Genomic DNA, 26342 nt, shown 5'->3' on the forward strand with positions numbered 1-26342 from the left:
ATATATCAATGATCCTCATCATGGCTGAATAAATTCAGCCGTTCGCTTATATCCCCCGCATGAATGACGCGGGCTTTACGCATCACTCTCGTAAATAATTAAAAATTTGTAGTGAGTTAGCGCGGTCTTGGGGGTTTCCCCGATGAACAACTAACAAACCCTTTGGGTGAGCGGCTCCAGCCCTGATTTGAGGGCTGAAGTCCTGACTACAAAATAATTTATTCAATAAGTTAAATATATTACTTTGAAGAATTCAGTATTGAAATTTTTGATTTAGTCAAATCTGAGGGTTATTTAACCTATTTTAACCTGCTCTTAGTTATTAAATCTACTAAGTCATGATATTTATATTGTAAATCTCAAATATTAGTATCTATGTTTACAAATAAAATTTACTCTTCTATACCTAATGGAGTACTGCTGTGAGTGGTAACCTTTCTTTCCGAAAGTTATGTCAAGAAAGGTTAACTAGCTCCAGGTAATACCTAGTATTACGTCTTTTAAAAGCGCAACGTTCAACCTGACAGCATAAAAATCTTAGTTACAGCAACATGACTAAGATGGATCATTAAATTTGCTTGCAAAAATTTGGGATGAGTTGAATTATGACTTTTAGTAAAGATATTTCAGCCCGATGCAACAACGAAGTGACATTACCACTACAAGAGGAACTGCTGTTTACTAAGTTATTAATGGATCGTGCCACAGATGCTGTTTTCTGGGTAGCAAAAGACGCACATTTCTTGTATGTAAATGATGCAGCTTGCGACATGGTTGGGTACTCCCGTGAGGAATTACTCATGATGACTATGCAAGATGTAGACCCGGAGTTTTCATCAAAAATTTGGTTAGAATATTGGAAAACTATTAAGGAAAACGGTTCCATCTATTTTGAATCGATACATCAAAGTAAGGTAGCGCTGAGTTTTCCAGTGGAGATCACCGTTACGTACCTGGAATATTATGGTAGGGAGTATGGTTGTATATTTGTCCGCAATATTACCAAACGTCGGCAAGCCGAAATAGCTTTAGTCAGAGCGAATGAAGAACTAGAGTGCAGAGTTGAAGAGCGCACGGCAGAATTAAAAAACACAAATGAACAATTGTGCTGCGAGATAGTTGAGCGGTGGCGAGTGGAAAGAGACCTCCGCTCGAGCGAAGAACAATTACGAGCCACATTTAATTCTGCTGCTGTGGGCATTGCTCATGTTAGCAGAGATGGAAGTTGGCTGATGGTCAACCAAAAGCTTTGCAATATTGTTGGTTATACGCAACTCCTATTGCGATCGCTAACTTTTGACGATATTATCCACCCTGATGATCAAAATAGCGATCGCGAGTATATTCGCCAATTATTAGCTTTAGAAATTCAGACTTACTCAATAGAGAAGCGCCTCATCCACAAAAACGGTTCCTATGTCTGGACTAATCTCACCATATCACTTGTGTGTGAACCAAACTCTGAGCGAAAATATTTCATTTGCATTGTTGAGGACATTTCTGAGCGCAAGCAGGCGGAGTCAGCGTTGCGAGACAGTGAAGCCCTCTTTCGTACTTTGGCAGAAACTACTAATGCGATCGTTTTCATCCTTCAAAATGCACGAGTTTGTTATGTTAACCCTGTTGTAGAAGCTATTACTGGGTACAAAAGAGAAGAGTTGCTCACTCACTCGCATCTTTACCAAAAGCTAAATGTTAAAGAACCCGATTTGTTACATGAGCAATGTAGTTCGGAACTTGTACAACATCAAGAACTCAAGATTCTGACTAAAAGCGGCGAAGATCGCTGGCTAGATTGGTCAGAAGGGGTGTTTAAGTTTGAAGGCAAGCCAGCTAAACTCGTCACAGCTATTGATATCACTGCACGCATACAGGCAGAAGTCAAGGTTCGTCAGGCTCTCGAACAAGAAAAAGAACTTGGCGAACTCAAATCACGATTTGTTTGTATGGTTTCTCATGAGTTCCGCAACCCCTTGCACCTAATCTCATTTTCTACCAGCGCACTGAAACGTCAAATAAACCAATCGATTGAGGATAAAAAACTTAACTATCTCAATCGGATTCAAACAGCCGTTGAACATCTCACGAAGTTGATGGATGACGTCTTAATACTGGGAATATGTGACGCTAGGAAAACAATATTCGAGCCAAGAGCGGTTAATTTAGAGCAATTCTGCGGTGATTTGGTGACACAATTGCAACTAAGTTATGCTACTGACTGTACCATCGTTTTTACGAGTCTCGGTCAGTGTTCCACAGCCTGTGTAGATGAGAAATTACTCCAGCCAATACTCACAAATCTCCTTGATAATGCGATTAAGTATTCCCCAAAAGGTAGCATAGTTAATCTAACACTTTCTTTTCAGGAGGAAGAAGTTATCTTCCAGATTCAAGATCGGGGAATTGGCATTTCGCCTATAGATATTCACCAAGTATTTGAACCGTTTTATCGTGGCAACAATGTTGGTGAGATCCAAGGGACTGGACTGGGACTAGCAGTTGTTAAAAATCTTGTAGAGCTACATTTGGGTAAAATTTCACTGGCGACTGAAGTTGACGTAGGTAGCACCTTTACAATCAGGATACCACTACGCCAATCTTTGCCTGCCCATGAATATACTTCTGCGATAATTACTACACAGACTTTTAATCCCTAAGCAAAATTAGCATGATACCAAATAACTATAGGAATCCTATTTAATTTTTGAAAAAGAGTACGAGATAATACGCCTGAGTCTATAAGTATAAAAGCAGACTATGAAAAAGCAGTATCTAGAAACTGCAACACTAGATATTGATTTTCTCTTTCCTTATACAACTGAAAATTACAGATATTTAAGAAATGTGATTTACGACGAAGGAATTGTAGCATTATTTCAAAGTACAACAGATATCGAATTAGGTGATACTACAATAAATCAATATGGTGTTGGTTTCGCTGTTGTAGTTAATGAAACAACTATTAAAGTAGAAATTGTAGCCAATGGTATTTTTACTTGAGACCCTCCTGTGTATCGAAAATGGACAAAAATTCTTTGTCTGAGTATAAGCGATAGATTTACATCAAAACTAATGGCTAATGGTGACCGATGGAACGATTAAAGTACACAATCTAGAGATTTGATTGACTTAGCAATATTGCGTGTAAATAACGAAATACCCGCAAGTGCGATCGCTAAAGCTGAAGAAAGCTACGAAGTAAAAAAGCCATTAGTTAAAGATTAGTTAAAGCCATCCCTAATTTTAGTGAAAAAGAAAGATATACAGATAAATGTTTTCACGAGTTAAATATACCTTCAGAAAAATTTTCAGTAATAATGGATGAAATAAATTGACTCCTTGTTGACTTTGAATGTATGAATTAAAGTAAGGCATCGCAAAACTTATCGGTCTACTGAGTGTAAGTACTTCACGCCATTTGCCGAGCCATTAATTGGGCAAATAATCCTTCTTGAGAAGCTAATTCCTCAAAACTGCCTTTTTGCATAACTCGACCTGCTTGGAGGACATAGATGCGGTGGGCGTTGCGGATAGTGCTGAGTCGATGGGCGATGACTATCCGAGTTACTTGCATATTATCCAGACTTTCACTGACAATCGCTTGCGTTTTATTATCTAAAGCACTAGTAGCTTCATCAAATAACAAAATTCGCGGTTTCAATGCCAAAGCACGAGCAATTAAAAGCCGTTGTCGTTGTCCTCCAGAAAGATTACCACCTCCTTCACTAATAACTGTGTGCATTTGCATTGGCATGGTGGTAACATCGTCAGCAAAACCAGCCATCCGGGCTGCTTCCCAGGCTTCATCAAGTGTGATTTGAGCGCCGCTACCAATGTTGTCAAAGATGGAAGCTGACATAATCCGACCAGTTTGCAAAACAACACCTAACTGCCGACGAACTGCATCAACATCCAACCCAGACAAATCTTGACCATCGTAATAAATAGTGCCATCTTCAGGACTTTCAAATCCCAGCAGCATTCTAAATATAGTAGATTTACCGCTTCCCGAACCACCGACAAGTGCAATAAACTCTCCTGGTTCGGCATCTAAGCTGACATGATCCAGTGTCAAAGGTCCATCGTTGCGGTAGCGAAATGTAATATGATCTATCGCAATCCTACCTAAAAGTCTCCCTGGATCGGCTTTGGTAAGATCGACTTCCGGTATGGTCTCTAGAATTGGCTGGGCCCGTTTCCACTGGGGAATGACTTGTAAAGAGTTCATCACTGTATTGCTGACATCTGTCGCACCTCTAATAAAAGTGCCAAACGCAGAGTTGAAAGCTAAGAAAGTGCCAACACTGAGTCCGATCCCACCTGCAATTTTCGATTCTTCCAGCAACTTGATTGTAAACCAGAACAAGACACCAGAAGTCAGTGTGGGCATGACTGTATTGAAAAGTGCAACCCCGTCTTCAATATTCTGTGTACTGAGTTCCAATTTGATTTGCCGACTGTAATTTTTACTCCAAAAGGCGAAAGCCCGTTCCTCAGCGCCAGCTACACGCAGTTTAGAAATACCATTGATCAACTGCACCGTTTGCCCAAAGATATTTCCTTTGACTTCCAATAGTGGTCGCACTTTGCGGACGAGAATCAGACCGGAAAAGGTGGTGACAGCAAAGGACACTAAAGCTACGGCAACAGCAACAAGTGCCAAATTCCAACTGTAGTAAAATAGAAGTACTAAGTTCAGCAGTGCAAAGAAACTAGTGATCAGAGTGATCAAAGTTGTGCCACTAAGTAGGCGACGAATTGTACTTACTGATGTGACGCGGGAGTGAAGGTCACCCGTTGTATACTGGCGGAAAAAAGATACTGGCAGGTTCAGCAGACGATCCCACACAGCTGCTTGGGTGGATACATCCGAAACCGTTTCTACCCTTAGGAGGGCAAAGCCTTGTGCTAAATCAAACAGCCCTGTTCCCAAGGCAGCAACCAGCAACCCGAATCCAACTTGGAGTAATAATCCTCTGTCACTATCTGGAATCGCGTTGTCAATTAAAATAGCAGTGGCTTGAGGCGTGAGCATCCCCAGTAGTGTAGCGCCAATGCCAGTCAGAAAAATGACAAGCATATTTCCCCAAAGACCCCAAAGTGCAAACTTCAATACATCGACAGCTTTGAGGATTTTATCGGGTAGAGACCGATAAAACATGAAGGCAATCGGAATTAGTGTTAAAGCAATGCCTTCGTCCACAGGAACACGGGTTCGTTCAACCGGATCGAAAACTTCGTAAGAAGAGCCAGAAACAGGCAACAGCGCCCTTGGTTCGGTGTTCTCTTCGGTGTAGGTAACTAGGGGACCACAGTCCTTGTTCCACCAATCGTCCCGGAGCAAAACCTGCCGCATACGCAGTCGGGAAGCTCGCGCAATTCCTTCTAAGGGATTTTTGACTCGCTTCAGGTCTTCTGACCGAGCAGGAGGACGAATTGTTACACCTAAAGTCCTTCCCACAGCACCAGCCGCAACTAATAGGGGCGCACCTTCCATGAAAAAGTTTGCTTGTTCGGGCATCAAGGGTGATATTAAATCCCCAAGAGCCTGTGCAGTCACTTCACGATTGAGGCGTTCCCGATCGCGCAGCCGTTGCAGTTCTTCTTCTGATTCTTGCTGCTCAAGAAGGTGAATGTATTGAAGAATCAGAGTATGAAGTTGGGACAACCCATCTAGTAAGGTATCTGGATTTGGAATTGCACTCGTGGTATGAGTGGCAAGTTGAACTTCCTGAACTGCTTGTAACCACATTCCTTCGCTTAAGGGAAAAATTCCTCCTGTCGAATCGAGAGTGAGTTTCTCTAAGCCCATCCACCAAACATTTCCTTGCTGCATTTGTACCCAAGCGAAAGCACCTGGTTCGGGCTGGATAGTTTCACCGTCGATCAAAGAAAATCGCGCTGGTGCGATCGCTCGAACCCGATCTGCTGGTGGGCTGATGTGAGAGATGCTAGCGTCGATTTGCCCAAGCCAGCCTTCTATCCAAGTCACAATTCTAGGATCGCCTTCAATGACCAACTGCTTGAAGCATTCCCGATCCACTTTCAGCAGTTCCACTTCCCCAATTGGCACTGCCATAAGTAAAAGCCCAAAATCCTCTACAGGAGTCGTTCCAAACAGTGCCTCTTGAGAGTCACTACCAAACAGATAACGACGAGTTCCTTCGATCGCTCCATCTTTGACTGTAACGGCAAACAATGCCACGGAGCCAGACTGAATCACCCAAACTGTATGTGGGTCATCCAGTAGTATTGGTTCATTACCATTAACTCGATACTGTTGTCCGTGTAAGTCTGTGACACTAACTTGGTTGACCATATTTAAACTCCTAGTTTAACCCTCACTGCGGATCAACCGCGAGTACACCCCTTCCGCTTGCCACAATTCTTGGTGCGTACCTCGTTGCGCCACCTTTCCTTGTTCAAGGACAATGATTTCATCACAGTCTCGGATGGTACTTAATCGGTGTGCTACAATCAAGCAGGTAATGCCTCGTCGCCGCAAATTCTGGTCAATAATTTTTTCCGTCTCTCCATCCAAGGCACTCGTAGCTTCATCCATGAGGAGGATCGAGGGGTTATTCACCAAGGCGCGGGCTATTTCCAGTCGCTGTCGCTGACCCCCACTTAAATTAGCAGCACCTTCAAGAAGCTCTCCATCATACCCTCCAGACATGGACAGAACCACATCATCGATCGCTGCATCACGGCAAGCCTGGATCAAGTTTTTATCTTGGACTGTAGTATCCCATAAAGTCAAATTTTCCCGAACAGTGCCGCCGAACAGCAGGATATCCTGCTCTACCATCCCAACAGAGTTAGTCAAAACTTGGTGATGGATCTTAGTTCTTGGTTTACCATCAAAGCGAATTTCTCCCTCCCAAGGTTCATATAGACCACTGACAAGTTTGGCAATTGTAGACTTCCCAGAACCACTTCCACCGACCAAAGCGACTCGCTCTCCCGGCTTGACCGAGAGGCTAAAGTTTTCAATCAAGGGTGCATCTAAGCGACTGTAGCCAAATGTGATGTTTTCCAGATCGACATATCCTTGTAGACGAGGAGTCAAGTAAGATAAAGGGGAATTTTCTCCCTGATCTCCCTCTCCCTGATCTCCCTCTCCCTGATCTCCCTCTCCCTGATCTCCCTCTCCCCCTCTCCTCTCTACTTGTGAATCTACGGCATTGTCCAGCACATCATCAAGGCGAATCAAATTGCCTTCCATTTCTTGGAGGGTACTACCGAAGTTAACAAGATTGTTGACAGGTAGGAGAAAACTTTGCATCAATCCTTGAAAGGCTACAAGCATACCGATGCTGAGATGTCCATCCATCACCCGTAAACCGCCTACTATCAATAAAGCCATAGATGAAAGCGAAGATAAAAGCGTCGGTAATACGGAGAAAGTCTGGTTTGTCACTCCCAATTCCTGCTGAGAGTTGATTGCTTTGGCGTAGTAACCCGACCACCGAGAAAAGAAATCCGACTCCAACCCAGATGCCTTCAATGTTTCTATACTTTGAAGGGCAGAAATCGATGCTCCGGCAGCTTTGCCATACTCTTGAATCAATCTTTGGTTAGCATCTACGCGCTGACGGGAGATCAACTGTAAGGTTAAGACATTCACCCCAGCAAAGATAACAACAACAAAAGTCAGTACCGCATCATATTGGAGCATCACAAGCGCGTAAAAAATTACCATCACCGCATCAATGACTGTTGTCGCCAACTTCCCGGAAAGAACATCAGCCACTTGGTCATTAAGACTGGTACGGTTACTAATTTCTCCGGCAAACCTCTGGGCATAAAAACCAACAGGTAGGCGCAAAATGTGCCACAGAAAGCGGCTGGACATTCCTACTGCCAACTTAACCTTCAATCGACGCAGATATCGCAACCTCAGCAGCGTCAGTAGTGCTTGGAGTCCCATGACGATCGCCATTCCCAGAAGCAAAGGACGCAGCCAGTCCTGCCGTCCCTGAACCAGAATTTCGTCTACAAACACTTGGCTAAACACTGGTATCGCCAGTCCGGCAAGCGTCAAGAAGAATCCTGCTACCACACAGTAGATCAGCGCACCAGTAGCACCCTGTAGCCGTGACCACAATGATACAACCAAGCTGGGTTTACGACCCCCTTCCTGGAATTGGGGACCAGGTTCCATCACCAACACCACTCCCGTATATCCCTCGTCAAATTCCTGTTGGGATACCTTTCTGGGCCCTGTGCCTGGGTCGTTGAGATAGACCCAATTGTTTTGAAATCCCTCCATAACTAGGAAGTGGTTAAAGTTCCAGAACACAATATAGGGAGGGGACAGGTCTTGAAGTTCATCAAGTTCTTTTTTTAAGCCTTTTGCCTCAAGTCCATAGTTTCTGGCAGCTTTGAGCAAGTTAGAAGCCTTGCTGCCATCGCGGGACACTCCACACTCTTTTCGGAGTTCTGGTAACGGTATAATTTTATTATAGAAACCTAGCATAATTCCTAAAGCAGCAGCCCCACATTCTACTGCTTCCATTTGCAAAACAGTAGGTGTTTTTAGGCGCTTACCTTTGCTTTGGAGGAGATTTTTCAGGTATTCTCCAGGACGAAGCTGTTTTAAAAAAAGAGTATTAATAAATGCCACTTACTGACCTCAAAATCGGGAAAATATACGTGATAGGAGCTCGTTCTTCTATCTTGACTCGAACATCTGTTGTTGTTCCTGAAGAGATTTTCAGGCGCGGCCCGGTGGAAGAAGACCACTTGTAGCCACTGAAAGTTTTCGGATCTAACTGCATATCTGCAAAGACTTGAAGCAAACCCGCTTGGTTAGCAGATACCAAACCTTGCACTATCTCTGGATTTCCAATCACATTAGCGACTGCCTCTTTGCTAATTGGAAATGCTGAAATAGTTGTCACAGTGCCGACAATACCGCCAAAGCGTTCCCGTTTCGCTGTTTGAGGTGTAATTTGGAGTTCCATACCCGGTTTAATTTTCTTACCATCGCCAACGGAAAAAAAGGTGACGCTAGTTAACCTGCTGGATGAATCTTCTGCCGCGATACTTGCAATCCGAGTGCCTGAGTTGACGACTTGTCCCGGAGTAAGAGTGATTTCTAAAATGCGACCGTTATGTTTACTGATAATCTGGCTGTTATCTTTCAATTCAAATTCGAGTTTAGCGATCGTCCGTGTAACTTCCTGAATCTGATTTTTTCGGTTGGTGGAAGATTCTTCATCTTGTTGAGCTTGAGTAGCTTTTTTACTGTTAAGCTGTTGCAACTGGGCTTGGAGGTCTTTCATTGAATTCAGTTCCTCTAAGTATTGCCGTTGTGCATCTGCTTCTTTGATATCAGCTTGTCTGAGCTGAGATTTAGCGTCATCTAGATTGGCAATGTTATTTAGGTAGTCCTGCCGCGCCTGTAGTACCGTATCATCTGAAACCGCTCCTACTTTAAACAGGCTCTGGCGGTTATCCCATCTCTGTTTGTAGGTGGGAAGTAGTACCTCCAGTGTTTGCAAGCGTTGCTGAAGGTTCTGGCGACTGACTTGGAGCGCCACAAGCGCTTTCTCCTTAATCACAGGCGTCAAAGACTGGGTAATCTTTAAGCTTTGCTCAAGAGTCAGGTGTTGTTTCTCGATGGCGTTCTTCTCTTGCTCGCTGCTCTGAGATTGGAGCAAGGAAATAGACCGATCCTGTACTTGTAATTGTATTAGTTTATCGCGTTGCTGCTGTAGTTCCTTGTTGAGTTGAGCTTGGTTAATCGTCCCTAACACCTGCCCCTGCGTGACAACATCGCCCACCTTTACATTCAAAGATAGTAACTGCCCAGAGCCAGTTGATTGAAGTGGCACAACTTGGTAAGGGTAAATCACTACCCCTTGACCTGCGACTGTAATCGGAATGCGTCCAAAAATACTCCAAATTACGGCTGCGACTACTAAAGAACCCAATGTTGTCAAAGGTAACCAACTCTTCAGATTCACCACCTGCATGAGTTGGTCTAGTCTTTCAGGAGAAGATAAACGCTCCAGAGACTCTTTTCGGAATAGGCTTTGCTTTTGTTCAACCATTTATACTCACGTTAAATTTATGAATTTAAGTAGGTAGCCAGAAATCAGCTGTAGTCCATAAAATTGCATATTGACTTCTAAGGTTTGTCCTTTGCGAGTCATCAGTTTTTGGAAAACATCAAGGACTCTTGACAAAGGATTATGCAATTTTTACGCGCATTAGCTTAAACCGAAAATGAGGGCGATCGCCCCCTCAAGCGTTATACATTTAATTTGACTTACCTACTTAACTTAATAACTAAGAAATAATACATTTCCTGATTCGCTAGCAATGCACAATCTTTTGCCACGACTCGCAATTTTTGGGGTTTTATTTGGTAGAGTATTTACTAGACTGGGGAAAGTCTCAAGTTGTTGATGATTCTGGAAGTGCAATTTTTAAACAGCAAGCTACATTATTTAGGGGTAGCAAAATTTTGCCCCCAGACAGCTTCAAGTCAAAATTCATTTTCTTGTTTCCATTTTCCACTTCTACAAGTGCAGGTAGACTCTCGAAGCCTGAGGTAGAATTTTCTCTATATGCCCATACTTTCAGTTCCTTTACCCGTTTGGTTGATAGTTGAAAGACTGCATAGCGTAGCAACGACGGTGATGGGACTTCACCAGTGGCAGCTTGATAGTGTTGTTCGCCATCAGCATATCCCAGACAGACGTCTGCTTTTTTAGGTTTGCCACCAGCAATTATCCTAAAAACGGTTCGCCCTCTTTCTTGCGGATTTTCTCTGAGTTCGATGACTAAACGTGTAGCAAATGCTCCACCATAAACCATGATCGCGGTTGCGACTAGTGATAACAAAGCAACGCTCAAAGCCGCAATCCGTGCCACAGGATTTTTCCAAACGAGCAGACCGTGGAGGAGTAGGTTGCCTAGAAATAAGCTGTATAAGCCAGTAATGAACCACGGATGGTTCAGGAACTGAAATACTACGTCAGGTATCAACTCACCCTTCCGGCGACTAGAAACCAATAATAGAACGGGAAAAATACCACCTACAAGGGAGTTGCCAAGCACACCAGCAAAGCCGAGGACGTTGGTAAATGATTCCGTACCAGTAAAGAAAAGCCATTCACTTAGTAGCAAAACAAGTACTAATGGGCTAATGGACAAGAAGAAGTGACGCTGTAACTTTAAATCTGCCCAAATCCGTTTTATGTAGGCGCGAAACCTTGAGTAAAGAGACATCGTTGGCGAACTCTCAAGGGAGGCTTTGTCTGCATTCGTTTTTGCCTGCAAAACTCCTTCATAGGTAAGAATCATTGGTGAGATCACTTGTAGGCAGACACGATCTCGATCGGCCGATTTTACCTCTAACTTTAATTGAATACCGTATTGATCTAGGTCTGGGAATTGAGGAAGTAACTCCTTAATTTCCCAACGTTCAATCACCGCGATCTCTTTGCGAACGATATTGCCACCCGATTGAATATCCAGGCTAAACCTTGGCTGACTTTCTTCGATCCCTAAATAGGTTATCCCAATATAAGTAACATGACTGGAATTGCCACGCGGGCGTAAGAGCAATTTTCCCTGCTTGCAAGGCAGTGACACAATTGGTTGAGTTTTGGGGGGAAACCATTCTCTCGCTAGGTTGATCAAAAGGCTTGAACTGCGAATCCAAGCCATTCCCAGGAGGAGGGTGACTAAGACTAGCCCCAAAACTTTAACAATCGGGCCGACCTGTTTTGCCAAGGGATCTAGGACTGTGCCGGATTGAGCAGCCAGGACTTGCGGCGCGATCGCCCCATTAATTGCCAATACCCAAATACAAAACAAAATTGTTAAAAAACCAGTTCCCGCCACACTCCCCCAAATTAGAGAAGAAGCACTGGCATCTCGAGGGAGTACAAGCTTGCCACATTCACCTACATATACATGCCCGAAGTAAAGCATGAGGCTGACACCAAGAACCTGCTGTAGCATCTGGGGTTTGAAGGTCTGTTGGTTGAAGAAAGGCAAGTTTACATATAATAAATTGTGCAGTTGTATGTGAGGCAAGGCGAGAAACGAGAGTAACAGAATCAGACTAACGTTAATTGCTGCTAACAGTACCAAGACAGGAACAGTAAAGTTGAGTGATTTTTGGGACAGTAAGTACAACCCCGCAAAAAAAAGTAACACTGCACATGCTGACGCTGGGATATGCGTGAAGTTAGCCAGTGTAGAAGACAAGCCGATGTAACAAGCTAGGGCAATAAAAAAAACACGGATACCCACAGCTAGTGAAAAGATCGACGAACCTGCATCTCCCAAGTAGTTAGTTGCTAATTGTTTGACAAAGGTATTGCCATAACGGAAGTCACCACTGCGACCAATAGCTTCAGCCATGCAAGCCATAGTCAGTATATTTACGATTCCCAGCAACACCAGGAATATAACAGTAGGCAGTGGTCCCACCTCAGTTGCTGCAATGGGTAAAGCCAAGAAAGCTTGGGGAAGACCGAGAGCAACAGTCACTAATGAGGCAAGCCAAAAGGGTGGTATAGATTCCAGGCGTTGCTCAAAGGCTGTTACAGTCCACTTCAGCTTTTCAGTCCAAGACAGTCTAGAGGCAAAGATTGTCTCTAGTGGTTTTTTGTACAAGAGGTAGTAAGCCTGTTGTACTGCTTCCTCATTTAAACCCAATACTACTTGGATGCTAGGTATAGCCTGATAAGTAAATTGATACTTCTGACCCAGAGCATGGATAAGAGCAGCTTTTAGTCTTGGGGTTTCTGGTACGAGGATTTGCCAATGAGTTGCGTAGCGTTCTAAGTGCTGAATTGTCAGGCGAAATCGCGGTAGCTGTCGTAGAGCAAAAGCATTAAAAAAAGCTAGTTCGCGCTCATTGGCAGCTTCCTCGGTCAAGGAAAACTCCACGCGCGATCGCATTACTATTTGCACCGTTCGGCTCTCAATAAGAAACAGTAAGGTCTTGGCTTTTTTGGCAGGTAGACCAGCCCATACCTCATCGAGCGAGATTATTTCATCAGATAACATATTCAAACACGGTTTTAGCTTTCTCTAAGGCGGCTCAACATCCAATCAAATTTTGTTCCAGCCAATGTCATTCGATCCAAAGCACTTGAATCAAGTTCTTCCTCATACTGAACATTTTCATCCAGTGGTTGACCTTTGCTGTAAACACGTCTGCCATAACCAAGCCGACCAAACATTCCCTGCAATCGATGGGAAAGTAGAATCGCAATGACTCGATAAAAGCGAGAAGCAAAACCGATATCCTGTTGTAATTTTGCTGCTAATCTCTGTCGCTGAATTGACAACACCAGCGAGTCTTCAATAGCCCTAACAGTTGCAGCAGGTAAACGGGCATCAATAAATGATGTTTCTCCGACAATTTCTCCCTTTGACAATCTGCCGATCTCTCGACCTGTTGTCTCACCGCCCTCTATAATTGCAAAAGCCCGAGTTAAGGGATTACGCTGATCGTCAGAAACAGAAATTGACATTGTGCCATTTAGTAAAATATGCAACGCATCCACAGGACTTCCTTCACGGATGAGGACTGTGTTAGCAGCAATTTTTTGGCGACGACCTGTAGCAATCATCCAATCAATGTCACTATCATTCAATTCTCCCAACACAAACAGCATATCTCTGAGTGTCTGACCGCGAGATAGTTTGCTACGACCAAGCTGACTAATTTTGTCAGAAAGGAGAATGGCGATCGCTCGATAAAAGCGGGAAGCAAAACTGACATCCTGCTGTAATTTTGCTGTTAATTCCTGCTGGGGAAGTGATATCAGAGTAGACTTTTCCGTAGCCCTAACAGTGGTACCAATTGAGCGTAATTGGACAAACGGGATTTCTCCTACGACCTCACCGCTTGACAACCTAGTAATTTCTCGGTCTTTTACTTCGTCACCCTCTAGGGCTGCAAAAGCACGATCTAGATGATTGTTTCCAGATTGGGAAGCTGTAATTACGAAACTCCCATCTAATATAAGATTCAGGCTATCGAGGATTTTTCCTTCCTGGATTAGCACAGTACCAGCAGCTATCTCTTGCCGACGACCTGTAGCAGTTATCCAATCGATATCGCTATTATTTAACTCTTTTAATAAAACTTCTGTCATGTCTAAATTTCCTCCAGTAATTATAAATAAATATTGTTTGCTAATTACTAACTGCGATAGTTCGCAATTGGTCTATGGTCGTTAGGAGGAGAGAGTTTGCCTCTTGGGAAGCTAACTCTTCTAATGTCAAATAAGTCAAAGCCATTAACATCAGGGGTTGAGCGTTGATAGTTCTTAACTCCTTTGCATACTTGGCATCAAAAGACTCTAAATTTTCGGCAGCAGCTTTCACTAATGCCTGTAAAATCTTAAAGGCAACCTCTGAAAGTTGTGGTTGACCACGATAATTTTGCAGCCGCCCTCCTTCTCGGTAATTTGGATATGACTCTAAGCCCACAAAGCGCAAGAACCAGTCAGCCCGATAGTATCCTATAGCCGCTACAATCCCCCTGTAATCGGCAATCACTTCGTCAAGCAAATTGTTACGCATTGAGTCAAACAAACGACAGGTAAAATAGTGGGTACATTCATGTTCAAGCCGAATTGTCAGCGATAGACGTTGCCACTCCCCTTCTTTGATTCCTATATCCTCGGCGGGAACATCACTATAGGGGCCGTCACTTAAAATAATAAACCGATCCTGATAAAGCTCTTTTCGCGGGACAATTCGCTGAAATTCCTCTGTCCAACTCGCTTCGGAGCAATTATCAGAATTCTGTTCCCATTGTCGTCGATAGGAGCGAATCCGATCCCAATTATTGAAACCAGCGATCGCACAGGCTCCCATAGAATTAGGGACTGACTTGGGTTCATTCCGCATTGTCAGCGCTTGGATCAGAGAAACAAAATCTTCCCGATTGTTGGTAAGTAAAACAGGGATGGCTCCTGCCAAGCTTTGATGGATGAGCAACTGGAGTTTTTCCGGTTGCTTCAAAATCAAACCAGTCGCCTCAGACATACCATCCACAGAAATACCCTGACGAGTGGCGAGGCGGTACGCTTCGGTATGGCTGATGCCTTCGAGTATGGGAAACTGTAACTGTGCTAGTCGCTCTTTTAATACATCAAAAGCTCCTACAACTTTAGCTTGAGTAGCGTACTCCTCCCAAGTACTCACATACATTTCCGGTGGTAGTGGGAACTTCACAGGGAGTTTTAAACAACTGCGATCGAAAACATTTTGATTGTACGCCAGCAGCTCCTCTGTTTCTAAGGGACTAGCACAATATGAGGCAAGTACACTCTCCCGAAGTTTCTGTTGATTCATAAAGCGCTTCATACTTCCAATGAGTAAATTATTTTGCTCAATTCTGACGCAAAATTTGTTGAGTAATTTCTTTCACTGTGTGGCTGAAGGGATGATCGGAGTAGCGGAGGCAGAAAATATCACTACTTGCTAGCTGAACTACGTCTTCCGAAAGAGCCAGAATACCAGCTACGGGAGTGTTATATGTCGTCTCCATTTGTAGACGCAAGCTATCGAAATCAAAAGCTGGTAGGACTTTATTAACCACAAGCAACATATTAGACACTTCCAACTTTTTTGCCAATTCTACCGTGACAGCCGTTCCTTGGAAGTCTTGGCGGTCTGGACGTAGGATAATGACTAAAACATCAGAAATTGCAATGGAAAGTAAAGTTTCTTCATTAAGACCGGGATGAGTGTCAATCAACAGGTAGTCCAAGTTCAGAGAGCGAATAATATCCTCAAAACCATCGTTAAGTCGTCCGACATCATATCCCTCACGCAGAATTCGAGAAATTTCACTAGCCTTGATGCTTGAAGGAACAAGGTAGAGCCTGTCATTTACCACACTCGTCTCGTTTTCCCTTTTGAGAACATGACTGACATCATAGGCAGTATCTTTAATACTACAGCGACCCCATAAGTAGTCGTTGAGAGAGTGGGTCATTTTTTCTTCATCTAGACCAAAAAGAACATGAATCCCTGGTGACTGGATATCAGTGTCAACAATACCTACACGTTGACCTTGGAGGGCAATAGTCGCGCCGATGTTAGCAGTCAAATTTGATTTGCCAGTTCCACCACGGAACGAGTGAACAGAAACAATTTGTGACATAATGCAATATCTCCAAGGATGAAATAGTCTTATAAATTCAGGAGATCGAAGACACTCCTTTTTCTACTTACTCAGTCTTTATATTTCGCTCTTTAAGTTTCTGTGCCTTTATCTGCAACTGCTGGAAGTAATCAGTTTCAGTTTCAGTTTCACTAACTTGTTGCGATCGCTCTTTGAGCTTTCGGGCTTTTTTCTGGATTTGTTGGAAATAATCTGTCTGAGTGATTTCAGCGACATGACGGGCTTTTTTGACTTCATCAATCTCGATGTGCAGTTCCATCACTTGCTGTTTCAGGCTCTGCTCTCGTTGCTTGACATCTTCAGCCATCTGGAGGAAAACGCGTACCAATTGAGCGATGTCATCAGTTCCCCCAGCCGCTTGAGCTAACTCTTGAGGATCGAAATCGTTTTGCTCAAACATAGCTTGGGCTGCGTTGGTAAGAGCATGAATTGGTTTGGCAATGCTTCGTGCTAAAAGCAACGCGATGATTGTGACGATCGCTCCGACGGCTAGTAAGTTGCGGCTGTTATCCCAGATCAGGTTATTTAAGGGAGCAGTAAACTGTTCAATTGGTTTATTCACCCCCAAAACCCAAGGTTCCTGTTCTAGGGGAGCAAAGCCAAGTATCTGGTGCGTCTGATCGTGTGGCAGATAATAACTGGTATGACCCGATTCTTTAGCTCCCAGCATGCTTTTTGCTAACTCTGGAATATCCAAACTTTGAATTTGTTTGAGACCATAGCGCCGATCGCTGGCAATTGCTCTAAGTTTATCTGGGGGCAAACGAGTTAGGCTATGGTAGAGAAGAGATTTATCAAAGTGACTGATAATGACTCCGTTCTCATCAATCAAAAAAGCGTAGCTTTGAGAGCCAGCCTGGAGCTTATTCACAATCGCCCAGATGTCCTCTCCCTTGATCTTTAAAACTGCGACTCCTATAATATCGCCGTTTTCAGACCGCACGGGGTTGGAGAAATAAATACCGGGTCGTCCGCTAGTTGCACCAAGGAGAATGCTAGAAACGTTAGAACGTCCCAAGAGTGCCTTTTGGAAATATTCACGAAAGGCGTAGTTTTGACCAATAAATGTTGGATCGGTGGCACCCTGGCATTGTCCGTTTTTGTCTACAATGTAAACCACATCGTAGTCCGGGTTGGAACGAAAGATATTATCTAGCGATCGCTCCATTGAACTACGTAAATCTATTTGTTTCTCAGGTACAGAAGCAAGGAAACGGATGACATCCTTATCGGTGCTGACTTGCACCGCAACCCGTTGTATATCTAAGAGTAGCTGGTCAAGACGACTAGCGTTACTGGTGGCTAATAGTTCTAGTTTTCGGTACTCGCTGTCCGTTGCACTGTTGAGATTCTGTTGGAGATTATTATAGCTGGTGAGGCTCATCGGTATCAGAGCAACTGAGAGCAGTGCTACCGAGAGTTTAGTCTTGATCGACCAACCTGGTGGGTAAAATAAGCCATGCAATTGCTTGATTGAGTTGGTTGATGGCTTTAAACCAGACCAAATTCTCTGGGGTAATTGGTAGTTGAACCATACTTGCTCCTGAGCAACAGTCCCTACCCCCCCAGCGATCGCCTCTAACTGTGCATCACTAAGTTTACTATCATCCAATCTAGAAATTTCAGCCAAGGTGATTTCCCATTCTTGGCTTGTAAAACTGTAGCCAGCAGCTTGTATAATCTTTAAACGTTGGTTATTACTCCCAGCATCTCGGAGTTGCTTTTGGAAAGCTTCATCGGTGGCGACTCTTTCATAAAAGGCTTTTGCGCTTTCAACAGACATATTTCGCGCTTCCTATTAATAGATTGCCTCATTACCATAAAGTATTCCAACAAAACCTTAAGTTTGTAAGTTTCATTAACTGAACTTTTGAGGCGGGAAAAATAGAAGTAATGATTGTTAACAGTTGACTATTAACGGTTAATAGTCAACTGTCAATAATTTATACACAAGCTTTTACAAATCGTTTAGTAATATCAGATTTTTCTAACATTTATGGTCCGGTAAAAATGACATTGCCCTTAATGTTAGTTGCTCCCGGCTCTACTCCACCTCCAGAAACAGAAGCTACTTCTTGCTCAGATAAATCATTCGTAGTTTTATCCTGAGCAATGAAATTTTTCTTTTCTCTTGAAAAAGATGCGTTTGGTACAGCACCTCCAGAAACAGAAGCTACTTCTTGCTCAGATAAATCATTCGTAGTTTTATCCTGAGCAATATGCTCTTTATTTTTGGAGTCTTTGTTTTCACTCATGGTATTTATCCTTGATTTTTTAGGTATTTATCCGCATTTGTACCACTGAGTAATTATTATTAATCACTTATATGAAATTTATCAATGCTCTATTTGGATTGATACCTTATAGCTTAGAAGCAATCAAATATTTTTACAATACACAATATTTAGGTGGGAATAACAATTTTTTAGTTTTTGATATTTTTCGAGAGAGTAAGGGATGGGGAAAAGTATATATATAATAAATGTTGTGTACAAGGTAAATGACGATCTAATTTGAAGCCAGGTTAAAAATGTGAATAACTCACCGCGAAGCCGGATCACCGAAAATAGTGGATATTTTCCGGGGGAGTACGAAATGGAGAATTGAAAGTGGGTAAAAGTTTTCATCCAAGTGTTCTGTACGAAGTACATGAATATCTCACTTGAAAACAGGTAAAAATATGAATAACTCACCGCGAAGACCGATCGCCGAAAATAGTGGTTTCTGATTCTAAGAAGGATGTAATTTCTGCTATGTCTAGGGATCTTTTTGCCTTAATAAGAGCGGTAAGAAAGGCTCGTCGGTTTTGCCAGCCAGAACGGGGTAACAGAGGAGACTGAGCGTTATGCTGATTATCTAAGCTCTTGGACAACTCCAGATCGTCAGATTCTGTGTAGGAAACTGAGTCGTTCTCTACAGCAAGAAAATTACCAGTTGTTTCATTCATATTATTTTTCGCTTTCAAGATGGGATGGGCTTAGTATTCTTCGGAAAATAACAAGTAAAATAAGTAGGCCGGCGAGAAAAAACCAAACTATGTAATGAAAAGTAAAATCTCTGTATTTGGCTCCTAGTTGCGCCCTCTTGCGCTTTAGCGCAACTACAAACTAGTGATAATTATTTGCGCCGACTTACTTAGTGCGATCGCACTTGTTAATTAACCACTTACTAGAGAATATAGCGATCGCTCTTTTGTATGTAATACATTCTCTTCTCTCTGCTCACAAGAATCAGCCTTTGAGGCTTACTCGCCAACACTACAACGGTTGCGGTTGTTTTTGTTAGGTTTATACTGGACTCAATTGATACCAATTCTGTATGAAGATGCCCTAAACCATATTTAAGTACAAGAAAGAAAAACGAACCGCAAAGTCCGCAAATAACACAAAGAAAGAAGAAGTTAAGAGGGTTTGGCGCAGCCTCACAAAGAAATGGTATGAGAATCGCTATATGCTGATTTAGGTTTATCCTGCCAGTTATTAGGCCACTGGATACGGTCGGCAGTAAAATGAAGTGGATCGTTCTCAGTCCAAGGAGCATCAAGCGGCTCCTCAACAAGAGCGAACTCTCCGTTATCAAAAGGAAGTCCCGGCGCTGGCACTTTTGGGTAAACTCTTTCTCGGATATTGCGCTTTGCCTGTTCTAATGCCCGGTGATGGCAGTAAGGGTTGTTCCCTCTGCGATCGAAGAAGACGTGCGCCGTCCAAGTGCAGCCGCCACGGCAAAGTTCAGCGTACTCACAACTTTTGCAAAATCCCCATAAGTGGTCTGTTCCTTGGGAAGTACCAGCGTTTAAGTTAAACCGCAACTGTTCTGTTTGTTCAATAATTTCTCGTAGGGGGCGATCGCGAATGTTGCCACCTGTATAAGCAGCTGTGGGTAAAGAAGGACAACCTTTAATCGCACCGTCTGCCTCAAGACCTATTGTAGATAGTCCGGCACCGCAACCCGACCAAAAGCTCCACTCATCTGCTCCTCTTCGCAAAATCCGCTCGTAAGGACCGTAATAACCAATATTATTCCCGGCCTGAATTATAACTCCTTCACGATGGCCACGACGAGCAACCTCAGCCAGCATTGGGTAGAGATCCAATAACTCGGATGGTTGCAGTAGTATATCTGCGTTGTCTGCGGCATTGCCCATTGGCACAGTAAGCTGGATTTGCCATGCACGCGCACCCGCATCACGAATCTGCTCGTAAATCTGCGGAAATTCTGGAGCGCTTAAGCGGTTGATCTGTGTATTACAACCAAAAAAATTAAGACCAACTTCCCGGAAATGGCTCATGGTTCTTAATGCAGACTCCCAGGAACCTTTGCGACCACGAAGGCGGTCGTGCGTTGCTTCCAGTCCATCGATGGAGACAGATACTGAAGCAATACCTGCTTCTTTCATCCGTTGAGCCGTCTGTAGTGAAATGCCAAAGCCCCCAGTTGTCATACCACAGAGCATACCTGCTTGAGTAATGGCACTAGCAATCTCCAGCCAGTCAGGACGCATAAACGCTTCTCCGCCGATAAGGGTCACTTCTTTAATCCCGACTTCGGCAAGCTGTTGTACAACCAAGAGAGCTTCTTCAGTCGAAAGTTCTTGAGTGCGGGCTTCTCCTGCCCGAGATCCACAATGACTACAAGCCAAATTGCACTTCAGGGTAATTTCCCAAACCGCATAACTAGTACGGCGATATTCCTTAGGCATGTACGCTTACCCTCTATACGAGAATTTATTTAGAAAAGAAGAACACTTTAAAATATCAATGTCAAAAAGGCCAAGAAAGTTCCTTCGGAAAAACGACACCAGATACCGCGCCAGTCACTATCGGATTTATTGGCAGTGCCACTCCACCAGTAACTGTCTCTAACATTGGTTCACTAAGTTCTCTGTTTTTTAACCGCCTAAGTTCGTTAATCACAATTCCCCATTCTTCTGGAGTAAAATCATAGCCAGTCGCTCGTATTGTTGCTCTGCGTTGATCGTCACTGGCAGCGTTTCGCAGTTGGTTTCTGAACGCTTCATCCTTGGCTATTCTCTGGTAGAACGCTCTGGCATTTTCGATAGACATATCTTTACTTCTTTGTTGAGAGCCATCTGATACTGTCTCGGTTAGGGGGAAAAAAAGGTTCCCCCATTACCCTAAAGTATAAGTTGTTACTACTCAGGCTAAGAAAGTTCGCCGTTGAGAGGAATTACGGGAGAAACTACTATCCCATACATTGCCTGGGACATAATACCACCACTAACTGCTTCTAGCTGCGACTCGCTGAGTTCTTGATCATTTGACTGTTTAATTTGGTCTACAACGGTTTCCCATTCTTCTGGAGTATAAATCATAACCAGCCGCTTGTATAGTTGCCCTACGTTGATCGTCACTGTCAGCGTTCCGCAGTTGTTTAGCGAACGATTCATCGGTACTTACTTTCTGGTAAAATGCTGTAGCGCTTTCAATAGACATACTTTAGACCTACTCTTAGTATTTACCTGACAGATTAGAGGCTGTAACTGCTGACCACAATCCATTATTTTTCTGATAAGACTAACAATTTTTTACTTCTATTTTATTTATGGCTTAAGTAGGTAGGCGCGAAAATTTATAACTATGTTATTGTGAAGGGAGCAAAGCAAAGTGAAGCGATCGCAAGGGTTTTGAACATTTTACATGTTGTTACATAGTTAGGTTTATTTATGCCTACCTACTTATATCATGTCCGGCTGATTAGTTATGATTCTTGCATCTGTGCAAAAATCTGAAAACTCCCCCTGCGCTCTTAATGATAAGTCTTTAACCGGACATGATATTACAGGCTGCGATCGCTATTAATCGTGCGACACCATACAGGATTAGAATCAAAACTGCAAAAACGGAGACTTCCTTGCTTTGCCTTTGGTTAAAAGTGCCTCGGCAAGCGCTTTATATATCATCAATTTTTAGAGTTAGTTATCTATAGGACTTACGCAAAAGTACACACCGTAGGGGCAATTCATGAATTGACCCTACCTTAAAATAAGGATTTCGGCTATTGTTTGCGTAAGTCCTGATCTAGGTAATTTTGAAATAGCGTTTTGCAACGCTTCATCCTTGGCTATTCTCTGGTATAATTCTCAAGATTTTCGATAGCATATCTTTACTTCTTTGTTCAGAGCTATCTGATACTGTCTCGGTTGGGGGAAAATAGGTTCCCCCATTACCCTCAAGTAGAAGTTGTTACTACTCAGGCTAAGAAAGTTCGGTGGAAGAAACTACCCCATATAATGCGCGGACGGAGCCATCCCCCAAAGGTAACGTTGTTAATCCACCACTAACTGCCTCTAGCTGCGACTCGCTGAGTTCTTGATCATTTGACTGTTTAATTTGGTCTACGACGGTTGCCCATTCTTCGGGAGTAAAATCATAACCAGCCGCTTGTATAGTTGCAAAACGTTGATCGTCACTGTCAGCGTTCCGCAGTTGGTTAGCGAACGCTTCATCGGTACTTACTTTTTGGTAAAAGGCTCTAGCGCTTTCCGTAGACATACTTTAGACCTACTCTTAGTATTTACCTGATACATTAGAGGCTGTAACTGCTGACCACAATCCATTATTTTTCTGATAAGACTAACAATTGTTTACTTTTATTTTATTTATGGCTTATAGGCTGCGATCGCTATTAATCGTGCGACACCATAGGGCATTAGAATCAACCAATAAAATGCGATCGCAGCGCGACATTCTCAAGAATTATTCACTTCAAAATAATTCAAAATATTCTCTTTGCTCCCAGTTAGTCACCTGCAATAAATAGTCTTCTGGTGGCTCATCGGCGACGGACTGCAAAAAGCGATTAATTTCACTCTGTTTCATCTTAATAATGAAGTTTATAAACTGCTGCCCCATTTTTTGAGAAAAAAGTTCGCTTTGGCTCAAATATGAAATCGCCTCTGGCAAACTTTTGGGTAAGGTCGGACTTTCTGTAGTGTAAGGTGACTCTGTTGGGGAGCCAGGGTCAACTTTATAATCTACACCATCTAACCCAGAAATCAATTGCGATGCCATATACAGATAGGGATTGGCTGCTGGTTCTCCAACTCGGTTTTCAATGTGGGTGCTGGGGTCATCATAACCGCCTTGTAATCTAATCATTGCTCCTCGGTTTTCCAACCCCCACCCAGCACGATCGGGAGCTAGGGAATAAGGTCTAAATCTTTTGTAGCCGTTAATTGTCGGGGTTGTGAACACAGAAGCGGCATTGGCGTGTTTAAGAAGACCACCAACGAAGTGTTTACCTAAATCAGACATTAGGGTTTTGGCGTTTGCAGACATGAAAGCGTTGTCGCCTGTAGTTCGGTCTACAAGGGATTGGTGCAAATGCCAGCCATTGGAAGAAGAACCTTGCAGTCTTGGACGACACATAAACGATGCGATGTAACCTTGTTGACGGCAGATTTGCTTGGTCGCCATTCGGAATATCATCATTGTATCCGCAGCTTGCAACGCCGGGATCGGGTCAAAGGTAAATTCAAATTGACCGGCACCTCCTTCGTTTTCTACGCTCCTTAAAGGCAATCCCATTTCAACTAAGTTTTCTGCCAGAACGCGCAGCAAGTCGTGAATCTCTGGATTGTGGGATTCTAAAAGGTATTGGAAGCTATGCTCTACAGCCCTAACTTTGGCAGGTTCGCCAGGTTTTCCAGAAGTACCAACATTAGCGATCGCTAACATCGGATCTGACAACTTTGCCAAATACCACTCAACTTCTAAGCCGACAATATGCTCCAACCCTCTTTGATGCAACTCTACCAATGATTGCCGCAAAATACCGCGACTGGAAAAGGGCATTACCTGACCATTTTGAAAGTACTCGTCACAGAGGATAAAGCCTGTGCGTTTTGCCCAAGGCACAATTTTGAAGGTATGAGGGTCAGGAACAGCCACAAGATTTGGCGCACCTGTCATCTGAGACATATCTAAGCTCCCGCCCGGAACGAAGGGATTAAACCGACTTTCCGCACTTCATCGTGTAATATGCGTAGATTTCCCATAGGTGGAAAAAAATGGTTAAATCAACAACATAAATCGCCAATGGTATTCAATATTAATACTTAATAATTTGAACATTATTAGGAATTTTTATTGAAAAGATAGATAATACATTTTGAAGTGCGGAATGTGGGATTAAATACTATTGCACCACCAGTATCAAACAGGAATGTCCCTGTGCTGAGAAAGCATACCGTTTTCTAAGGCGCTTAAAAACGCCTGGGGTAAGAGCGACTTGCTGCGAACAATGCCATGCTGATCTGCCCAAGCGGTACGAATCAACAATAGATCCCGTTCTTTAACAACAGCCTTAATCTTTGAAGATGCTTCTTTTTGGATTTCTGTCCACAGATGATGACGCTCAATAAATCCAGGTCTTTTCATTTAAATTGCCTATTCATAAAGTCTGCATTATTGCAAAAATATTAACAAAACTTTGCATTTTTCCTGTGAATACATCGATACTGTTGGCGAAAGGTTTTTGATGGCTATCAATCAGATTTCTCAGTCTCAACGCTTGCAGGATTAGGGCTTTGTACATCAATATCAGAATCAGATAAAGCTAAATCTAAAAAGGATTGAGGTTAAATTTGTACCGCATCAACTCATCTATCTCCAGGCAGATTTTAGAAAAATCAAATATGGTGTTAGTATGAATTTAATTCCGGTTTGCTCAATTGTAACTAGTACAACAGAGCGTAAATAAACCTACCATCTTAAAAGAGGCACAAGCCTTAATATATCAACGTTGTGACTTTTGAGTTTTGAATGCGTGACTTTTGCCAAGCTGTACTAAGTAGCCTGTCCAGCCAAAATTGCGTTTGGAGGATTGGGGTGTATGTTAAAAGGGGAAGGGATAAAACATCCCAAAACATCTTCTGCTGCTCTGATGAATGTGCTTGAACTGAATGCTGATACTACGTGTTTTGATTTTTACAAAATTGAAATTAGTTGCTCTGTACCCTAAATGAATCAATTATCAATTACGTCGGAAAAAGCTAATTGTTCGGTCAAAAAATGCCTGAAAATAAAAGGAAGTAACGCTCCCATATTCCGACGAGACGACGGTCAAAGGCGTTGATACCGACTATGTTGGCGAATTGCGATCGCTATCCTCAAAGTCAAGAGATGTCGTCGTAGCGCCTCACCCTATAAATTGTGATTTAGATTAATTCGCAAACATTGTCATATAAAACGCGAACACCTTATTGTTTGTTTTACCTTGTATTTTCCTTAACCGAACAGTATTGATCCGAGTGGGAGTCAGGCATTGGCGAGATCGCTGCCTTCATGAAACTGCCATGCGCTCGCAATAGTAGGAATCAGTAGAGTCGCTTTTAGCTTTTCAATGGAATTAACTATCAGGCTTTTGGTTGAATTAGACATACACCAACTTCACTATTAAGCAGGTGTGTAAAATAGTTGTTTGAAGCGAGACAAGCGCGTTGTGGCAATCGCTATGCGCGATCGCTAGCTTCTAATTGGTTCACAGGCTGGTGCTTTCCCTGGCGGCTTACCGTCGGGCGGTATGCCAAAGAGCCTTTTGTATTCCCGGTTGAAGTGCCATTGGCATCATAGCGATCGCAGAAGTTTTCCGTTTACTGACTTTTCCTAACTCATTAAAAAATAGGCGAATTGCAAGTTAAAAATAAAAAAATATGTGTTTTAGTCTAAAAAAGGCAAAATGCAGGTATCCTAAGTTTAGGAAAATGCAATAACTGTGTAGTATCTGTAGTCTTGTAAACTACAAAAAGTAATAGCTATAAAATCACAGCTTCTACTGAGTCGCTTAAAAACTTAGCTATTCTCACCCACAATTCTTGCTTGGGTTGATAAATTTGTGTGGAGGAATAAATCCATTTTGTCCTCTACCTTTAGAAGTAAAGTAGAGACTTGAGTTTTTCAACCAGCAATTAACCTAAGAAGTGTTGCATTAATCATAAAAAAAATGTATTGTTTAAATTGATATTTAACAAATACACAAAAAAAAACACATAAATACACAAATGGGAGAAATGAAAAAATTGTTTGATTAATTCATGAGCAGTATTAATCTGTACTTTGCAGAATTCGCCTTTGCAAATTACGACTTTATAGGCATTTCAGGATTTGACAATGATTGAATTTCTTGAGTATGTTCTATTGATAGCCAT

Annotated in this window: 21 protein-coding genes; 3 read left to right on the forward strand and 18 right to left on the reverse strand. The window is 42.8% G+C overall.

Annotated features, from left to right (window positions below; translation table 11 throughout):
* Positions 1-605 precede the first annotated feature (605 nt).
* The gene (locus tag V7K32_RS23195; RefSeq protein ID WP_334996355.1) at positions 606-2657 is read left to right on the forward strand and encodes a PAS domain-containing protein; all 2052 of its coding nucleotides are present in this window, start codon (positions 606-608) and stop codon (positions 2655-2657) included.
* Between the two features lie 100 nt (positions 2658-2757).
* Positions 2758-3000 (forward strand): hypothetical protein, encoded by a 243-nt coding sequence (locus V7K32_RS23200; RefSeq protein WP_334996357.1) that lies wholly within the window; start codon positions 2758-2760, stop codon positions 2998-3000.
* Between the two features lie 409 nt (positions 3001-3409).
* On the opposite strand, the gene V7K32_RS23205 is transcribed toward V7K32_RS23200, so the two are convergent.
* From V7K32_RS23205 to V7K32_RS23285, 18 genes are all read right to left on the reverse strand, one after another.
* The gene (locus tag V7K32_RS23205) at positions 3410-6319 is read right to left on the reverse strand and encodes an NHLP bacteriocin export ABC transporter permease/ATPase subunit (RefSeq protein ID WP_334996359.1); all 2910 of its coding nucleotides are present in this window, start codon (positions 6317-6319) and stop codon (positions 3410-3412) included.
* Positions 6320-6334: 15 nt separating this feature from the next.
* On the reverse strand, positions 6335-8518 hold the full coding sequence (locus tag V7K32_RS23210; RefSeq protein ID WP_442938794.1) for an NHLP family bacteriocin export ABC transporter peptidase/permease/ATPase subunit: 2184 nt from the start codon (positions 8516-8518) through the stop codon (positions 6335-6337).
* A gap of 94 nt (positions 8519-8612) precedes the next feature.
* On the reverse strand, positions 8613-10058 hold the full coding sequence (locus tag V7K32_RS23215) for an NHLP bacteriocin system secretion protein (protein WP_334996361.1): 1446 nt from the start codon (positions 10056-10058) through the stop codon (positions 8613-8615).
* Positions 10059-10404: 346 nt separating this feature from the next.
* Entirely contained in the window at positions 10405-13035 is a 2631-nt protein-coding gene (locus V7K32_RS23220; protein WP_334996363.1) for a hypothetical protein, read from the reverse strand.
* A 14-nt stretch (positions 13036-13049) separates the two neighbouring features.
* Positions 13050-14132 (reverse strand): cyclic nucleotide-binding domain-containing protein, encoded by a 1083-nt coding sequence (locus V7K32_RS23225; protein ID WP_334996365.1) that lies wholly within the window; start codon positions 14130-14132, stop codon positions 13050-13052.
* A 40-nt stretch (positions 14133-14172) separates the two neighbouring features.
* The gene (locus V7K32_RS23230) at positions 14173-15339 is read right to left on the reverse strand and encodes a DUF7005 family protein (protein WP_334996367.1); all 1167 of its coding nucleotides are present in this window, start codon (positions 15337-15339) and stop codon (positions 14173-14175) included.
* Between the two features lie 37 nt (positions 15340-15376).
* Positions 15377-16153: a MinD/ParA family ATP-binding protein gene (locus tag V7K32_RS23235; RefSeq protein WP_334996369.1), complete on the reverse strand. Its 777-nt coding sequence runs from the start codon at positions 16151-16153 to the stop codon at positions 15377-15379.
* A 67-nt stretch (positions 16154-16220) separates the two neighbouring features.
* A complete protein-coding gene (locus V7K32_RS23240; protein WP_334996371.1) occupies positions 16221-17957 on the reverse strand; it encodes a Nif11-like leader peptide family RiPP precursor in 1737 nt (578 codons plus the stop codon).
* 211 nt (positions 17958-18168) lie between these two features.
* Positions 18169-18429, reverse strand: a complete 261-nt coding sequence (locus tag V7K32_RS23245) for a hypothetical protein (RefSeq protein ID WP_334996373.1) — start codon at positions 18427-18429, stop codon at positions 18169-18171.
* Between the two features lie 434 nt (positions 18430-18863).
* Positions 18864-19121: a hypothetical protein gene (locus V7K32_RS23250; RefSeq protein ID WP_334996375.1), complete on the reverse strand. Its 258-nt coding sequence runs from the start codon at positions 19119-19121 to the stop codon at positions 18864-18866.
* Between the two features lie 474 nt (positions 19122-19595).
* Positions 19596-20873 carry a nif11-class peptide radical SAM maturase 3 gene (locus V7K32_RS23255; protein ID WP_334996377.1) on the reverse strand — a complete coding sequence of 426 codons (1278 nt, stop codon included), beginning with the start codon at positions 20871-20873 and terminating at the stop codon, positions 19596-19598.
* 61 nt (positions 20874-20934) lie between these two features.
* Positions 20935-21237: a Nif11-like leader peptide family natural product precursor gene (locus V7K32_RS23260; RefSeq protein ID WP_334996379.1), complete on the reverse strand. Its 303-nt coding sequence runs from the start codon at positions 21235-21237 to the stop codon at positions 20935-20937.
* A 98-nt stretch (positions 21238-21335) separates the two neighbouring features.
* Positions 21336-21506 (reverse strand): hypothetical protein, encoded by a 171-nt coding sequence (locus V7K32_RS23265; RefSeq protein ID WP_442938790.1) that lies wholly within the window; start codon positions 21504-21506, stop codon positions 21336-21338.
* A complete protein-coding gene (locus tag V7K32_RS28890; protein WP_442938791.1) occupies positions 21460-21627 on the reverse strand; it encodes a Nif11-like leader peptide family natural product precursor in 168 nt (55 codons plus the stop codon). The genes V7K32_RS23265 and V7K32_RS28890 overlap by 47 nt, the downstream gene beginning before the upstream one ends.
* Positions 21628-22389: 762 nt before the next feature.
* Positions 22390-22686, reverse strand: a complete 297-nt coding sequence (locus V7K32_RS23270) for a Nif11-like leader peptide family natural product precursor (protein ID WP_334996383.1) — start codon at positions 22684-22686, stop codon at positions 22390-22392.
* Between the two features lie 213 nt (positions 22687-22899).
* Entirely contained in the window at positions 22900-24114 is a 1215-nt protein-coding gene (locus V7K32_RS23275; protein WP_334996385.1) for a glutamine synthetase family protein, read from the reverse strand.
* 234 nt (positions 24115-24348) lie between these two features.
* On the reverse strand, positions 24349-24573 hold the full coding sequence (locus V7K32_RS23280; RefSeq protein ID WP_334996387.1) for a hypothetical protein: 225 nt from the start codon (positions 24571-24573) through the stop codon (positions 24349-24351).
* Positions 24574-25452: 879 nt separating this feature from the next.
* Positions 25453-25575, reverse strand: a complete 123-nt coding sequence (locus V7K32_RS23285) for a hypothetical protein (RefSeq protein WP_334996389.1) — start codon at positions 25573-25575, stop codon at positions 25453-25455.
* A 36-nt stretch (positions 25576-25611) separates the two neighbouring features.
* On the opposite strand from V7K32_RS23285, the gene V7K32_RS23290 reads away from it, so the two are divergent.
* On the forward strand, positions 25612-25767 hold the full coding sequence (locus V7K32_RS23290; protein WP_334996391.1) for a hypothetical protein: 156 nt from the start codon (positions 25612-25614) through the stop codon (positions 25765-25767).
* Positions 25768-26342: the final 575 nt, after the last annotated feature.

The organism is Nostoc sp. (assembly GCF_036917635.1).
Lineage (GTDB): Bacteria > Cyanobacteriota > Cyanobacteriia > Cyanobacteriales > Nostocaceae > Nostoc.

Bases quoted from the DNA above. Each gene is read 5' to 3' on its own strand.
- V7K32_RS23265 (WP_442938790.1), bottom strand. From the start codon at position 21,506: ATGATTTATACTCCAGAAGAATGGGAAACCGTTGTAGACCAAATTAAA.
- V7K32_RS23275 (WP_334996385.1), bottom strand. From the start codon at position 24,114: ATGTCTCAGATGACAGGTGCGCCAAATCTTGTGGCTGTTCCTGACCCT.
- V7K32_RS23200 (WP_334996357.1), top strand. From the start codon at position 2,758: ATGAAAAAGCAGTATCTAGAAACTGCAACACTAGATATTGATTTTCTC.
- V7K32_RS23215 (WP_334996361.1), bottom strand. From the start codon at position 10,058: ATGGTTGAACAAAAGCAAAGCCTATTCCGAAAAGAGTCTCTGGAGCGT.
- V7K32_RS23255 (WP_334996377.1), bottom strand. From the start codon at position 20,873: ATGCCTAAGGAATATCGCCGTACTAGTTATGCGGTTTGGGAAATTACC.
- V7K32_RS23220 (WP_334996363.1), bottom strand. From the start codon at position 13,035: ATGTTATCTGATGAAATAATCTCGCTCGATGAGGTATGGGCTGGTCTA.
- V7K32_RS23195 (WP_334996355.1), top strand. From the start codon at position 606: ATGACTTTTAGTAAAGATATTTCAGCCCGATGCAACAACGAAGTGACA.
- V7K32_RS23280 (WP_334996387.1), bottom strand. From the start codon at position 24,573: ATGAAAAGACCTGGATTTATTGAGCGTCATCATCTGTGGACAGAAATC.
- V7K32_RS23285 (WP_334996389.1), bottom strand. From the start codon at position 25,575: ATGTCTAATTCAACCAAAAGCCTGATAGTTAATTCCATTGAAAAGCTA.
- V7K32_RS23240 (WP_334996371.1), bottom strand. From the start codon at position 17,957: ATGTCTGTTGAAAGCGCAAAAGCCTTTTATGAAAGAGTCGCCACCGAT.
- V7K32_RS23230 (WP_334996367.1), bottom strand. From the start codon at position 15,339: ATGAATCAACAGAAACTTCGGGAGAGTGTACTTGCCTCATATTGTGCT.
- V7K32_RS23235 (WP_334996369.1), bottom strand. From the start codon at position 16,153: ATGTCACAAATTGTTTCTGTTCACTCGTTCCGTGGTGGAACTGGCAAA.
- V7K32_RS23270 (WP_334996383.1), bottom strand. From the start codon at position 22,686: ATGTCTACGGAAAGCGCTAGAGCCTTTTACCAAAAAGTAAGTACCGAT.
- V7K32_RS28890 (WP_442938791.1), bottom strand. From the start codon at position 21,627: ATGTCTATTGAAAGCGCTACAGCATTTTACCAGAAAGTAAGTACCGAT.
- V7K32_RS23225 (WP_334996365.1), bottom strand. From the start codon at position 14,132: ATGACAGAAGTTTTATTAAAAGAGTTAAATAATAGCGATATCGATTGG.
- V7K32_RS23245 (WP_334996373.1), bottom strand. From the start codon at position 18,429: ATGAGTGAAAACAAAGACTCCAAAAATAAAGAGCATATTGCTCAGGAT.
- V7K32_RS23250 (WP_334996375.1), bottom strand. From the start codon at position 19,121: ATGAATGAAACAACTGGTAATTTTCTTGCTGTAGAGAACGACTCAGTT.
- V7K32_RS23260 (WP_334996379.1), bottom strand. From the start codon at position 21,237: ATGTCTATCGAAAATGCCAGAGCGTTCTACCAGAGAATAGCCAAGGAT.
- V7K32_RS23205 (WP_334996359.1), bottom strand. From the start codon at position 6,319: ATGGTCAACCAAGTTAGTGTCACAGACTTACACGGACAACAGTATCGA.
- V7K32_RS23210 (WP_442938794.1), bottom strand. From the start codon at position 8,518: ATGGAAGCAGTAGAATGTGGGGCTGCTGCTTTAGGAATTATGCTAGGT.